Source organism: Microcoleus sp. F10-B2 (assembly GCF_036704965.1).
Taxonomy (GTDB): domain Bacteria; phylum Cyanobacteriota; class Cyanobacteriia; order Cyanobacteriales; family Microcoleaceae; genus Microcoleus.
This window is the reverse complement of the sequence record NZ_JAUBTB010000010.1, coordinates 37,333-52,038: the sequence shown is the minus strand read 5'-3', so window position 1 is coordinate 52,038 and position 14,706 is coordinate 37,333. Positions and strand designations below refer to the sequence as shown.

Here is a 14,706-nt window from a genome sequence, read left to right as displayed (position 1 = left end):
GCAAATGGCGCTACTGTTAGGACTGGCTCTGCAAGGACGATTCTAGGCTGAGTTCACCAAACCTCTGAATCTTATGGTTTCTAAAATGTCAGACAAATTACCGCTGCGAACTGTTCTCATAGTTCCATTTGTACTGCAAATCGTGGGAGCCGTGGGACTCGTAGGATATCTGTCTTTTAGAAACGGACAAACAGCAGTTAATAACCTTGCCAGTCAGTTAATGAGCGAGGTGAGTTTGCGTGTCGAGCAAAACCTGCAAGTTTACCTGACCACTCCCCATCAAATCAATCAAACCAAGCTGGATGCTGTCAAGCTCGGGTTGTTAAAGATGGACAACTTATCAGCTTGGGAGAAATATCTTTGGCGGCAAGTACAATTATATCCCTATATCAATTATACCTCCGTTAGCAACGAGAAGGGAGATTATCGATCCGGTGAACAAATGTCTAACGGCTCCCGAACGATGAATGTGATAGAGAAATCTACTGGGTTAAATTTTTATTCTTACAATACAAACGAGCGAGGCGATCGTACTACAGTTGCCACCATTGTCAAAAACTTTAATAACCGACAGCATCCTGCGTACAAAAGTGCAGTAAAAGCAGGCAAACCCACTTGGAGTTCGGTTTATGTTTCCTTACTAGAACCGACATTAATTATCAGCGCTCTCCAACCCGCATACAGCGAAAAAAATCAGCTAGAAGGAGTATTATCTGCTGCCTTGCGTCTCGACCATCTTGGGAGATTTCTCAACAGTCTCAAAGTTGGTAAATCCGGTCAAACATTTATTATCGATCGCCAGGGTACTTTGTTAGCAACTTCCACCACCGAAAAACCCTTTCGCACCAAAGGTAATGAAAAACAATTGTTTAAAGTGGAAGAAAGCAGCAACCCTTTTACTCAAGCAACAGCTAAATATTTGAATGCACATTTTCACCAATTCAACCAAATTAAAAATTCTGAGTTATTGAAATTTGAAATAGATGGGAAGCGACAATTTTTAAAAGTCTTGCCGTTCCAAGACGGCAAAGGTTTAGACTGGCTGATTGTCGTAGTTGTTCCCGAAGCAGATTTCACCAAAGAAATCGATGCCAATACCCGCACAGCGGTTTTGCTTTGTTTTGCAGCTTTAGGAGTAGCTGTGGCGATCGGCATTCTGACTTCTCGGTGGGTGACAAATCCTATTTTGAGCTTAAATGCAGCAGCCAAAAATATTGCTAAAGGTGAATGGGACAAAATAGTAGAAAGCGAACGCTCGGATGAATTGGGGGAATTAGCCAAGTCATTTAACAGCATGGCTCAACAACTGCAACAATCTTTTGAAACTTTAGAACAGCGAGTGCAAGAGCGGACGGCAGAATTGGCTGTAGCTAAAGACAAAGCGGAAGTAGCGAATCAAACTAAAAGCACCTTTCTTGCTAACATGAGCCACGAATTGCGATCGCCTCTCAATGCAATTCTCGGGTTTTCCCAACTGATGACTCGCAGCCAAACTCTATCCCCAGAACATCAAGAAAATATTAGCATAATTAGCAGCAGCGGAGAACACCTCCTCACCCTGATTAATAACGTACTAGATTTATCTAAAATTGAATCGGGGCGCACCACCCTCAATCCCCATAAAATCGACCTCTATCGCCTGCTAAACGACTTGGAAGATATGTTTCTACTCAAAGCAGATGACAAGCACTTGCAGTTAGTTTTTGACCGCAGTCCAGACGTGCCACAATACGTAGAGATAGACGATTTAAAGTTGCGGCAAATTTTAATTAATCTGCTAAATAACGCTCTTAAATTTACCAGTGAGGGCGGTGTTTCGGTCAGAGTTAGTAAGCACTCAGCAGGCAGAAATCAGCAGGTAGAAGGGGACAGAGTTTATTTGTCTGAAAAATTAACAAATACAGAAGTTACTGCAAGTAATAATCGGAAAGTATCCCTATTAAGTCAATCTAAAAACGCGATTTTTGCCACCCCTAATGACGAGGCAGCTTCGGCCTATTCCTTCTTCGTGCATTTTGAAGTAGAAGATACTGGCCCCGGTATTGCTACCAATGAATTAGACTATCTTTTTGAAGCTTTCGTGCAAACCAAGACAGGCAAAGATTCGCAAGAAGGTACAGGCTTGGGATTGCCAATCAGTCGCAAATTTGTGGAATTAATGGGTGGCGAAATGAGTGTCTGTTCTACTGTTGGTAAGGGAACTAATTTTAAGTTTGACATTCAAGTTGTTGCGGTCGATGCGGCTGATATTGAAAGCCCAAAACCGAGCCGGAATGTTATTGCCCTGGTTCCCAAGCAACACACCTATCGCATTTTGATAGTAGACGATAAACCGCTCAACCGCCAACTGTTAATTAAAATCCTCCATCCTCTGGGTTTTGAACTGAAAGAAGCTACTAACGGTCAAGAAGCTATTGAGATTTGGGACAGTTGGGAACCGCATTTAATTTGGATGGACATGAGAATGCCCGTGATGGACGGGTACGAAGCGACGCAATACATTAAAAGCACTATTAAAGGTCAAGCTACTGCGATTATTGCGCTGACTGCGAGCGTTTTGGAGGAAGAACGGGCAGTTATTTTATCGGCGGGCTGCGATGCTTTTATGCGGAAACCTTTCCGGGAAGCCGATATTTTTGATGCTATGCACAAACATATCGGAGTGCGCTATATTTATGAAGATCCGGGTCAAGCTAATTTATCGGCAATCAAAGAGGGCGATCGGGCAATGACTGCGGCTGATTTCGTGAAATTGCCTGAGTCGCTGATAGCTGATTTAAGGCTGGCGATACTGAATGCAGATATGGATGTAATTGATAGATCGATCGAGCAAATTCTATTAAAGGATGCAGTAACGGCAGGTGCGATCGCGAATTGTATAGAAAATTTCGAGTACGACAAAGTTTTAAAGTTAATATCTCAAACAATATCAAATGAATAATGACCTTCTCAGCACCGATCGCGGTAATATTTTAGTAGTTGACGACACCCCAGCTAATTTGCGGCTGCTAGCCGGAATTTTGAATGGCAAGGGCTATAAAGTCCGCCCCGTACCTAGCGGGGAGTTAGCACTTTCGGCGGCAAAAGGTATGCCTCCCGATTTGATTTTGCTGGATATTATGATGCCCGAAATGAACGGGTACGAAGTTTGCGAAAAAATCAAAGCTGATGAACGCACTCGCAACATTCCGGTAATTTTTATTAGCGCGATCAATGACGTACTAGATAAGGTCAAAGCTTTTGCTGTGGGCGGGGTAGATTATATTACCAAGCCCTTTCAGGTGGAAGAGGTTCTAGTTAGGGTAGAAACTCATTTAGCAATGTGCCAGTTGCAAAAAAAGCTCCAACAAAAAAACGATGAACTGACCCTCACTTTAGAGCAACTGCAAGCTACTCAGAATCAATTAGTTCAATCGGAAAAAATGGCCGCTTTAGGGCAACTGATTGCGGGCATTGCTCACGAAATTAATACGCCGCTGGGGGCGATTCGATCGTCTATTGGAAATATTACCAGCTTTTTGGATAATAATCTCGAAAGTTTGCCAGTTTTTTTTAAAGAACTGTCAGCAGAACGCCAGCAAGATTTCTTGCGTTTGATGTACAGTTCTAGTCAACAAAATTACTCTTTATCTACCCGAGAAAAACGGGAATTTAAAAAAGGCGTCAAGCAGCAACTAGAGTCGCAAGGGATTGACAATGCTGAGAGCCTTGCTAGCATTTTAGTAAATATCGGATTGCAAGGAAATCTGCAAGAATTCTTGCCGTTGCTCAATGACCCAGACAGCCAAAATATTATAAAAACAGCCTACCAATTTGCTAGCATTCACAGAAGCGCGCGAACTATCGCTACCGCTACTGAACGCGCTGCAAAGGTCGTCTTTGCCCTGAAAAATTATGCGCGTTACGATGTAAAAGGGGAAAAAATACAGGTAAATATTACCGAGGGAATTGAAACTGTATTAACTCTTTATCAGAACCAGATCAAGCAGGGTGTGGAAGTAGTCAGAAACTATCAATCTCAATTGCCTGCGGTACTGTGTTATCCCGACGAACTAAATCAAGTTTGGACAAATTTAATTCACAATGCCTTACAAGCGATGGACAATCAAGGAACTTTAACAATTGACGCGGTACAGCAAGATACCACCATTATGGTAAAATTTACTGACAGCGGTAAGGGAATTCCACCGGAGATTTTTATGAAAATTTTTGAGCCGTTTTTTACTACGAAACCTGCGGGAGAAGGCAGCGGATTGGGATTGGATATTGTCAAAAAAATAATTGAAAAACATCAGGGTAAAGTTGATGTGGAGTCTGTGCCCGGTAAAACTGCATTTACAGTGTCTTTGCCGATTAATTTAACTGAGTAGGTAAAGCGCCGGAGACTGAAGTCTGAGTCTAAAAATTTGCAGTCTAACCGCGCAGAATGTAGAATTTGGAAAACGGTGTGCTTACCCATAGAGGTTGACCCTGCCACACTAAAGAAGGAAACTAGCGATGTCTAAACCAGCAATTTTGTGTGTTGACGATGAAGTAGCGGTGTTGGAAAGTCTGGAAATTGAACTGCAACAGGCATTTAACGGTACATATCTTTGGGAATTTGCTGAAAGTGCTGCCGAAGCCCTAGAGATTATTGAAGAGCTATGTGACGCAGAGGTTAATATTTTAGTGATTGTCTCTGATTGGTTGATGCCCGGGATGAAAGGAGATGAACTGCTGATTAAAATTCATCAAAAATATCCGCAAATTGTGACAGTGATGCTGACTGGGCAAGCAGACAAACAAGCAATCGAAAAAACAAAAATTCAAGCAAATCTTCATGCTTTAATACCAAAACCTTGGCACAATCAAGAATTAATTGAAGCCATCAAGTCTGGTCTAGCAAATTTATGAAAAAACCAGTCATTATTTGTGTCGATGATGAGCAGACTATACTCGATAGTCTGGAAATAGACCTGCTAAAAGCATTTGAAGAAAAATATTTAATTGAAACTGCCCAAAGTGGCGAAGAAGCTTTAGAGTTGCTGTTAGAACTTTTAGCTGAAGATTATGAAGTTCCTTTGGTTATTTCCGATCATATCATGCCTAATATGAAAGGAGACGAGCTATTAAGGAGCGTTCACGGTATCTCACCTAACTCTCTCAAGATTATGCTGACCGGGCAGGCAGATTTGGAGGCGGTAGCCAATGCTATTAACTATGCTAAATTGTACCGATACATACCTAAACCTTGGCAATGTGATGACTTAAAATTAACTGTTACTGAAGCAATATACAGATACTTTCAAGATAAACAATTAGCTGAAAAACAAATAGAACTTCAGCAGATGAATCAGGAGTTGGTAAAATTAAACCGCAAGCAGGCAATGCTGATTGCCCAACTCCACGAAAACGAAAGTCGGTTGACGCAATACCTGGAAGCTATGCCGTTAGGGGTGTGCGTGCTTGATGCAAACGGTCAATCTTTTTACGCAAATCAGAAGGCGCGGGAGGTATTTGGCAAAGGCACTGTGCCGCATATTAATTCTGAGCAAAAAGCAGCAATTTATCAATTTTATAAAGCGGGAACTAATCAGAGATGTCCGGTGGAAGAATTGCCAATTATGCGGGCGCTTCGGGGCGAAAATGTGCGGACTGAGGATGTAGAAATTCGTACAGCTAATAAGATTATTCCTGTAGAGAGTTGGGCTACTCCAATTTATGATTCTACAGGCGACATTTCCTATGCGATTATTGCTTTTACTGACATAACTGAACGCAAACAAGCTGAAGTGGCGCTAATTCAAGCTGAAGAGAAGTATCGCGGGATATTTGAAAATGCTCTAGAAGGTATTTTTCAGACGACGCCGGACGGACATTTTATCAGTGCGAATCCTGCTCTGGCAGAAATTTACGGCTACGATTCCGCGTCAGAATTGATAGAAAGTATTAATGATATTCAGCAGCAATTGTACGTGGAACCGAACCGCCGTCAAGAGTTTCTGGCGCTGATGAAACAGCACGGTACTCTGTGTGAGTTTGAGTCTCAGGTTTACTGTCGAGATGGCAGCATTATCTGGATTTCTGAGTATGCGCGCACAGTTTATGATGCTAACGGTGAAGTCCTTTACTATCAGGGTTTTGCTAAGGATATTAGTTTGCAAAGACAGGTGGAAGTGGAACGAATCAGGTTTACTAATGATTTAGAAAAAGCTTTGGCAGCAGAAGAAAAGTTAAATGAGGCCCTGTCAGAAAACGAAAGCCGATTAACTCAATTCCTGGAAGCAATGCCGGTAGGAATAGTTGTTGTAGATGGTCAGGGTAAGCTTTTTTACATGAATTCTTGGGGCGAAAGGATACTAGCCCAAGATTTAATTTCGGATGTGGGTACTGACAAATTTCCTGAAGCTTATCATTTTTACGACGCTGGAACTAATCAATTGTATCCGAGGGATCGGCAACCGATTGTTCGGGCGTTGGGGGGAGAATTTGTGCGTATGGACGATATAGAAATTCATGGCTCGGATCGGATTGTGCCGATCGAGGTTTGGGCGACTCCAATCTACGACGAACGGAAAAACATCGTTTACGCGATCGCCGCTTTTCAAGACATCACGGAACGTCTAGAGGTAGAAACCGAGCGCCGTCAATTCACAGACGAGTTAGAAAAAGCTTTAGCAGCGGAAGAAAAATTAACAGATGCTTACGGGCGGTTTGTGCCGCACGAATTTCTCCACTTTCTGGGATATGAAAGTATTCTGGAAGTCAAATTAGGCGATCAGGTACAGAAAGAAATGTCGGTGCTGTTTTCAGATATTCGCGATTTCACTTCTCTTTCTGAAACGATGAATCCTGAAGAAAATTTCAAATTTATTAATGGTTATTTGTCGCGGATGGAACCGGCAATTACTGACAATTTTGGTTTTATTGATAAATACATTGGCGATGCGATTATGGCACTGTTTAATGGCAGTGCGGACGATGCTGTGAAAGCGGGAATTGCTATGCTAGAACAGCTTAACGAGTATAATATTAGTCGCAATCGACCCGATCGCCCGCCGCTGCAAATTGGCATAGGAATCAATACGGGTTCTTTGATGTTAGGCACGGTTGGCGGCCAAAGTCGGATGGACAGCACGGTGATTAGCGATGCGGTAAACTTAGCCTCCCGCGTGGAAACTTTGACGAAAGAGTATGAAGTTTCGATGTTAATTACTCACAATACTTTTATACAGTTAAACGATATTTATGATTTGAGGTTGATCGATCGCGTAGCAGTTAAAGGCAAATCGCGAATGGTAACAGTTTATGAAGTATTTGCGGCCGATCCGCCAGAGTTACGACAGAAAAAGTTAGAGACAAAGACAATCTTCGAGCAAGCTTTGGTACTCTACAATAGTGACAACTCTGGCGAAGCTATAAGATTGTTTTCGGCCTGCTTGGAAATAAACCCTAATGATCGGGTAGCTCAAATTTATATGCAGCGGTGTCTCAAAGGAGCGATCGCTTCTGCATAATACCATTTTAGAGTTGAGATTTGAGAAGTGGGAATGACTTATTCCAGAAGGGTTTGGAGTTGGGAGCATTTCAATGAAAGCAGCCAAGCTAGAAATTGGAGTTTTGAGTTTTGAGGCAGGAGGCAGGAGGCAAAAGGAAAGAGGAAGAAGGAAAGACCCAGAAGAAGTTTTTTTACAAACATGAGATGCTCGCTTTGGAATTTGCCTACAGTTGCATTGTTTTTGGTCACTGGTCTAATCATTGTTTAGACAGGCAGGGAAACGCAAACTATGGTTTCTTGCTGCGGCAAACTTACTATTTTAAATTCTCCTCCGTGCAATTCTGCAAGGCGTTGAACGATGGCCAAGCCCAATCCCAAACCTGCTTGTTGGTAAAGTTTGCGATCGAACTGCCTGTAAGCTTCTAGCTGTCCAATCTGATCGGCAGTCATGCCGCGGCCTTGGTCTTTGACAGACAGAATAAAAGTCTGATTTTCCACCAAAGTGCTTAAGAAAACTGGCGTTCCTTCTAAAGAAAATTTGAAGGCATTGTCCAGCAGTTCCTCAACAATTTTTGTGAGTCTGACAGAATCAATAGCCACGGAGGCATCTTGCAAGTTTAAGTGTAAATCGTCTGTTCTATTCGCGTGTTTTGCTTGCTGCCGCGCTTTTTCAGTCAGCAAAGATTTTACGCAGCTAAATTGGCTGTTGCGCATCTCCTCGAGCAGTTGGGGATTTGTGGCTGCTATCTCCAGTTCTGCATACAGCAAAAAGTTCTGAATCAGTCGATACAAGCGATGACCGGAATCTTGAATTTGACCGATCATCTCTAAGATGTCTGATTCCTCGAAAACCTGATATTCTGACAATATTAGCTCAGAAAAACCCAGAATAGAATTCAAAGGAGTCCGCAATTCGTGGGGGAGCGACATACTAATATTAGTGCGCAATTCGTCTAGCGTTTTTTGAGATTGCCTGCTAATTGTTTTTTGTTTTTCAAGTCGAATAGCAATGGCTTTTAGCAATTCTTGCGGCGTACAAGGTTTAGTAATGTAATCGTCTGCTCCCAGTTCCATGCCCGTGCGAACGTCAATTTTGTCGGCTTTGGCTGTGAGGAAAATAAACGGAATTGTGGTAGTTAGGGGTTCTGCTCGTAAAGCTTTGAGGACGCCGTGACCGTCCACTTCCGGCATCATCATGTCGCACAAAATTAAATCTGGGATTTGTTCGATCGCCAATTTGATGCCGACTTTGCCGTTAATCGCTCCCATTCCTTCAAAATTTTCGGCTTCCAGCAAATCTAAAATATTTTCTCTAATCGATTCTTCATCTTCTATTACCAAAATCTTAGCCACGGTGATACCTCCTTGTAGTTAGTAGTTAGTTAGAAAATTTCAAGTTCATACACTTGATAATTTTGTATTTGAGAGGCTTAATTGAGCGTTAACCTGCGGATATATAGTTGATAATTCACTTGTTATTGACGGGGTTCGCAAATTAAAGGCAAGGTAATAGTGAAAGTTGTGCCTCTTCCTTCTTGACTGTCGATCGCTAGTTTGCCGCCGTGAAGCTCCACAGCCCTTTTGACAATTGCTAAACCGAGACCCGTTCCCGAAATAGTGCCGACATTTGTAGCTCGGTAAAAAGTTTCTAAGATCCGCTCTATATCGGCTTGAGGAATACCGATGCCCCGGTCTTGAACTTGGAAAACAGCTTCTTTGTTTTGACATTTGAGGTGCAAGGAAACTGTACTGGCGGCGGGAGAATATTTTAGGGCATTGGAGAGGACGTTTCCCAACATTTGCTGCAGCAGTTTTTCATCCATTTGAGCGTCGCAGTTGCCGCCTTCATGTTGAAAAGCGATCTGGTGTTGGTTGCTGTCGTTTAGCTGCTGCTCTTCTACCAGTTGACGGCAAAATTTTTCTAGGTTTAAGGAAACCGGTTGAAAATGCAAGGTATTTGCTTCGATTTTGCCAATTACGAGGATATCTTCTAGTAACTCTGTCATGCGTTTAACTGCTAATTTAATCCGCACAAAATGAGTAGATTTTTTATCTTGAGGCCACTGAGAACTGTAATCTTGCAGCAATCCAGCCGAAAATTGGATGGTTGTCAAGGGGGTGCGGAACTCGTGAGAAACCATTGTGACAAATTTAGCTCGCAGTTCTGAAAGTTCCTTTTCTCGTGCGAGGGCTTTGAGAATTTCCGCTTCTGCTCGTTTGCGATCGCTAATGTCACGGGCTTCAGCAATCAGCAGCAAAACTTGTCCTGTCTCATTTTTAACAGGTTTTAGTGAGAAATCAACTGTCACAATTTGCCCGCTTTTGCCTAACAAGTCGAGTTCGCTGCGGAAAAACTCGCCCTGACTTGCTTTGCCGATCGCGGATTGCAATTGTTCGGAAACCTCTAGCGACTGGGCCCAAACCGCCATTTCCCAAATCGGGCGGCCCACAATATCCTCCGATCGCAATCCGGCAAAATCGAGGGCTGTCTCGTTCACTTCCAGCACGATTCCTTCGGGAGTCAGCAGTTTTGTTAGCTGAAACGAAGAGTCAAAAATCGCCCGAAAGCGCCGCTCGCTTTCCCTAAGCATTTGAAATGTTTGAGATCGTTCGATCGCGTAGCGGATCGTCCGCACTAATAATTGAGTAGTAATGTGACCTTTAACAATATAGTCTTGAGCTCCCAAGCGAACTGATTCAAACGCGATCGCCTCATCATCCAAGCCTGTCATTACCACCATTGCCGTATCCGGAGCAACTTCTCGCAGGCGAGTTAGGGTTTCCAGACCGCGGCTGTCCGGCAAAGAAAGGTCGAGCAAAACTACATCAAAGGATTGTTTGCACAGTTGTGCGATCGCCTCATGCAGGAACTCAACAGACACCAATTCCCACTGGACTCCCACAGATACTTCTAACAGTTCTGCAAGCAAATCAGCATCAGCCGGATTGTCTTCTACTAACAGAATCTTAATCCACATAACTTTGACATTTTTGGCTGTAAAATTTTCACTCTACCAATCTCAGGTTAAACTTTTTTGCTTTCCATGACCATTTTTAACTTGAAAGTTATTATTGGGGAACTGTCACCACCGCCAGCCACCAATCCTCAATCCATATCACCAACTTAGCGACTTGACTAAAATCCACACGATTAGCAATGTAGCACCGGACTGACAGGGCATAAAACTTGAGCCTCTCTTCATCGGCTGCTGAGGTTGTCATAATTACCACCGGAATCATTTTTAACTTTGGTGCTGAATTAATTTAGATTAATATTTACCCACCGTTTTTTTAGACCAAATCAAGTCAAGCAGAATTAAATCGAGATGGGAACAGGAAAATACCAGCCTGCTTTCTTCTATAAATTCATTGCTGATACCCTATCTTCTACTCTTGGGCAAATTGTTAAATTTTGGCTTTTCGCCAGCTTTTATAAAGTCCATTCAGCCTCGCTGAGCAAATCATCCACCGGCAGAATTTCCATAGGTTAAAATTTTTGAGAGCGCTCATAAGCAAAGTATCTGTTCGTTTAATTTAGAGGAAGTTTGACGACTGCGAGCCAGAATTCTTCAATTAACCTGACTACTTTAGTAAATTGTACTAAGTCAACAGGCTTGGTTATGTAACAGTTGGCGTGGAGCGAGTAGGACTTAAAAATATCTTCGGGAGCTGCTGAAGTGCTGAGAATCACTACAGGAATTAATTTTAACTTCGGGTCAGTTTTAATTTCTTCTAGCACTTCAACACCGCTTTTTTTCGGCAGGTGCAAATCCAGCAAAATCAAATCGGGACGGGGTACGCTGAGATAGGGTTCTTTTCTGCGCAAAAACTTGATTGCTTCAACTCCATCCTCTACAAAATGCAAGTTATTCAATATTTTACCCTGATTGATCACTTCTATTGCTAAATCGGCATCGCTGGGAGAATCCTCAATCAGCAGAATCTCTATGGGTCTAACAGTGCTTCGATCGCTCATAACCGCCGTATCCTTTTGATTATAAAAAAAAATTGAACTTTGAGGCTTCAGGTATTAATTATAGGAATAGTGAAGTAAAAAGTCGCTCCTTTGCCCTCCTGAGATTCCACCCAGATGCGCCCTCCGTGACGTTCAACAATTCGCTTGCACATCGCCAAACCTATGCCAGTACCGGAATATTGGCGGCGGGAGTGCAGGCGCGCAAAAATGATAAAAATGCGATCGGCATACTGCGGATCGATGCCAATGCCGTTATCGCGGACGCTGAACAGCCATTCGCTCTCTTGCCTGCGGGCAGCGATATGAATCAACGGGATATCTTGGCGGCAAAATTTGATGCCGTTGCCGATCAAATTTTGGAATAATTGCACCAGTTGAGATTCATCTGCCATCACGGTTGGCATCGCCTCGCAGGTGATTGCAGCTTTTTTTTCGGCGATCGCAATTTGCAAATTGCACAAACTTTTCTCGACAGCAGCGTTGCAGTCCGCCTCCTCAAACTCGTGGCCCCTCGTTCCCAGACGCGAATACGCCAACAAATCGTTAATTAACTGTTGCATTCTGGTGGCACCATCGACAATATAATTAATATATTTATCTGCGCGATCGTCCAAATTTCCTTGATAGCGCTGGGCCAGCAATTGAGTGTAACTGGTAACGGCTCGGAGCGGTTCTTGCAAATCGTGGGAAGCCACATAAGCAAATTGTTCTAATTCCTCGTTGGAACGCTTCAAATCTTCTGTAAGTTGCAGCATTTGCTGCTCTGCTTGTTTGCGGTCTGTAATGTTGTAAACCAAGGCGCAACAAGACAGCAGATTCCCCTGGGAGTCCATGACTGGACTGGTAGACATATCAGTCCAAATATCTTTGCCGTCCTTGCTTTTGAATTTAAATTCGTGTTGTTCACCAATACCTTGCTTGCGCCGCTCGACAAGAGCGAGAGCTTGTTGTTGTTCCGCTTCGTCCATGAAATCAAAAAGCGACCGCCCGAACATTTCTAATTCGCTATAGCCGAGCATTCGTGCCATTGCGTGGTTCACGTAAGTCGTGAGGGAATTGCTGTCAATTACCCAAATACCTTCTTCTGCTAATTCAACTATTTGTCTGTACTTAAATTCGCTTTCCTGCAAAGCTCTTTCCGTTAATTTGCGCTCGGTGATATCTTTCATAAAACAGTGGTGGCCGTTAAATATTCCTTGTGCGTCCCAAGCTTTTACCATCGTTAATTGCTTGTAAAAAAACGAGCCATTTTTCCGGACGCCTCTAGCTTCAACTTCTACTTTCCCAGAAATTACCATTTCCTGATAAGCTGAGAGCATCATCTCAATATCGCCCGGATGTACGGTGAGCTGCCATTGCAGGCCGAGCATTTCTTCTGGTTCGTAACCGCATCTATGAGCGTAAGCTCGGTTAACATTCACGTAGCGTCCCTCAATATCTAGCCGCGAAATGCCTTCCATCGCATTTTGCATGGCTGCGGTGAGGTCGCGCAGCTCTTTTTCAGCTTGTTTGCGATCGCTAATATCCTGACCGATACCCAAAAAACCAGTGATATTTCCTTCAGGATCGAATAAGGCAGTCATCGACAATTGCACCGGAAACCGCGAACCGTCTTTGCGAATGTAAGTCCATTCATTTTCGTCAGCTATTCCCCGGCGTGGCAAAGCAACAAAAACTTCTATTCCCGGCTCTATTTTTACTCCCAATTCTTGAGAAAGAATTTCAGCTCTTTTACCGACCTCCACAGGATCGTGAATTATTGCTGGCGTGACTTTTCCCACGACTTCTTCGGGGGAATAGCCTAAAAGTTTCTGTGCTGCGCGATTAAATGTTTTAATTGTACCGTCGGGATCTGTAGAAATAATTGTGTAGTGAGCGCTGTTAAGAATTGCATTTTGCAGTTGCGTCAATTCCAACAAAGTTATCGCAATTCTTTGTCGGTAGGCTATTTCTTCTGGCAATGAGTGGTGAGAAATTTCGATTTGAGCAATGCGCTCAGCAACTCGATGTTCCAGAGTTTCATGGAGCAGTCGATTTTCCTCTTCTACCTGCTTGCGTTCTGTAATATCAGTAATAGTACCAACATAACTTTTAACCTCCCCATTTTCTCCGATTATACCGACAGCTTGACTGAAGACCCAACTGATTTTAGCGTGATTGATGCCTTGAAAGCGGTACTCACATTTAAACGGCAATTTCTCCTGCGCGGCGCTATACCATTGAGCAAAAACCCGCTGGCGGTCGTCTGGATGAATGGCTTGCCACCACCCTTTGCCCAAAGCTTTATCGCAGGCTATTCCCGAAATTTGACACCAGCGCTCGTTGACATACAAGCAGTCTCCTAAAGCGTCTGCATAAAATATTCCTACCGGCGAAGCTTCAGTTAAAGTTTGATAGCGAGCTTCTGTTTTTCGGCGTTCAATGATTTCTTTTTGCAGTATTCGAGCGAGCATCCCTAATTGAGTTGGAGTGACGAGAGTTAATGCTTGGGGAACTAAAGGAATTAATGAAAAAGCTGTGTAAGCAGAAATCGCGGCGGTAATAATTTTCAGACTGCCAGAAACCCAATAAACAGGATGCCACAGCGTCCAAACTTCCATTATATGAGTAGTGCCACAGGAGATAATAAAGGCTGCGAACAGCCAAAAGATGTTGCGAAAGGGCAAGTCTTTTCCCTGAGTGATAATATAAATTAGCGATAGCGGTATTGAATAGTAAGCCAGGGCAATTATAGAGTCTGACACTATGTGGAGCGTGACTAGCTCTCGCTGCCAAAGGTAACAGTGGCCTTGAGGAATATAATGCCCGGTGAATAACAGCTTATTTAAAAAGTTCCAAATCATAAATAGAATTGGGAATGGGGAAGGGGTAATGGGAAATTTAACCCAATAACTTAGGAATGAGAATTAAATAACTTACAATGCGTGATGTTCTTGTGGGATGGGCCCATCCCGCCCGTCCAGAAAGGGCGGGCGTCCCGCCCACCCCACTTTCAAGAGTGTAAATTATTTAATTCGCGATCCTTATAACTTATCTCAAATTTCTGAAATATACAGTGCTGGACGCACGGGGGGCTACAAACCTGGTTTCTTCGTAGATGCCTCGTTGGCAAAACCGGGTTTCCTCAGAAAGCGTGCGTCTATGACTAATAACATTTTAGATTTTAAGTTTTAGATTAAATAATTGGAATAACTGATTATGTATGGATTTGGAGCTTGTCTACAGTTGCGTTCTTGTTTAAACTTGTTTAATA

General features: G+C 43.1%; 9 protein-coding genes. 4 read left to right on the top strand and 5 right to left on the bottom strand.

Going from position 1 to position 14,706, the window contains the following annotated elements:
* Positions 1-73: 73 nt before the first annotated feature.
* The 4 genes from QUA99_RS05985 (at position 74) to QUA99_RS05970 (ending at position 7,496) form a co-directional block, all read left to right on the top strand.
* A complete protein-coding gene (locus QUA99_RS05985; protein WP_333236697.1) occupies positions 74-2,941 on the top strand; it encodes an ATP-binding protein in 2,868 nt (955 codons plus the stop codon).
* On the top strand, positions 2,934-4,370 hold the full coding sequence (locus QUA99_RS05980; RefSeq protein WP_333236695.1) for a response regulator: 1,437 nt from the start codon (positions 2,934-2,936) through the stop codon (positions 4,368-4,370). Before QUA99_RS05985 ends, QUA99_RS05980 begins: the two co-directional genes overlap by 8 nt.
* 127 nt (positions 4,371-4,497) lie before the next feature.
* Positions 4,498-4,893, top strand: coding sequence for a response regulator (locus QUA99_RS05975; RefSeq protein ID WP_333236693.1), 396 nt, complete (start codon positions 4,498-4,500; stop codon positions 4,891-4,893).
* Positions 4,890-7,496, top strand: coding sequence for a PAS domain S-box protein (locus QUA99_RS05970; RefSeq protein ID WP_333236691.1), 2,607 nt, complete (start codon positions 4,890-4,892; stop codon positions 7,494-7,496). Before QUA99_RS05975 ends, QUA99_RS05970 begins: the two co-directional genes overlap by 4 nt.
* 245 nt (positions 7,497-7,741) lie before the next feature.
* Here the strand turns inward: QUA99_RS05970 and QUA99_RS05965 are convergent, their stop codons facing one another.
* The 5 genes from QUA99_RS05965 to QUA99_RS05945 all read right to left on the bottom strand — a co-directional run bounded on the left by QUA99_RS05965 (position 7,742) and on the right by QUA99_RS05945 (position 14,296).
* Positions 7,742-8,830 (bottom strand): response regulator, encoded by a 1,089-nt coding sequence (locus QUA99_RS05965; RefSeq protein WP_333236689.1) that lies wholly within the window; start codon positions 8,828-8,830, stop codon positions 7,742-7,744.
* A gap of 122 nt (positions 8,831-8,952) precedes the next feature.
* Positions 8,953-10,455 carry an ATP-binding protein gene (locus QUA99_RS05960; RefSeq protein ID WP_333236687.1) on the bottom strand — a complete coding sequence of 501 codons (1,503 nt, stop codon included), beginning with the start codon at positions 10,453-10,455 and terminating at the stop codon, positions 8,953-8,955.
* 91 nt (positions 10,456-10,546) lie between these two features.
* Complete coding sequence (locus QUA99_RS05955) at positions 10,547-10,699, bottom strand: hypothetical protein (RefSeq protein ID WP_333236685.1); 153 nt, start codon at positions 10,697-10,699, stop codon at positions 10,547-10,549.
* 307 nt (positions 10,700-11,006) lie between these two features.
* Positions 11,007-11,453: a response regulator gene (locus QUA99_RS05950; protein WP_333236682.1), complete on the bottom strand. Its 447-nt coding sequence runs from the start codon at positions 11,451-11,453 to the stop codon at positions 11,007-11,009.
* 47 nt (positions 11,454-11,500) lie between these two features.
* Entirely contained in the window at positions 11,501-14,296 is a 2,796-nt protein-coding gene (locus QUA99_RS05945) for a PAS domain S-box protein (RefSeq protein ID WP_333236680.1), read from the bottom strand.
* Between the last annotated feature and the right edge of the window lie 410 nt (positions 14,297-14,706).

Coding starts and splice junctions, on each gene's coding strand:
- QUA99_RS05970 (WP_333236691.1), top strand. CDS start 4,890: ATGAAAAAACCAGTCATTATTTGTGTCGATGATGAGCAGACTATACTC.
- QUA99_RS05985 (WP_333236697.1), top strand. CDS start 74: ATGGTTTCTAAAATGTCAGACAAATTACCGCTGCGAACTGTTCTCATA.
- QUA99_RS05950 (WP_333236682.1), bottom strand. CDS start 11,453: ATGAGCGATCGAAGCACTGTTAGACCCATAGAGATTCTGCTGATTGAG.
- QUA99_RS05960 (WP_333236687.1), bottom strand. CDS start 10,455: ATGTGGATTAAGATTCTGTTAGTAGAAGACAATCCGGCTGATGCTGAT.
- QUA99_RS05955 (WP_333236685.1), bottom strand. CDS start 10,699: ATGACAACCTCAGCAGCCGATGAAGAGAGGCTCAAGTTTTATGCCCTG.
- QUA99_RS05945 (WP_333236680.1), bottom strand. CDS start 14,296: ATGATTTGGAACTTTTTAAATAAGCTGTTATTCACCGGGCATTATATT.
- QUA99_RS05980 (WP_333236695.1), top strand. CDS start 2,934: ATGAATAATGACCTTCTCAGCACCGATCGCGGTAATATTTTAGTAGTT.
- QUA99_RS05975 (WP_333236693.1), top strand. CDS start 4,498: ATGTCTAAACCAGCAATTTTGTGTGTTGACGATGAAGTAGCGGTGTTG.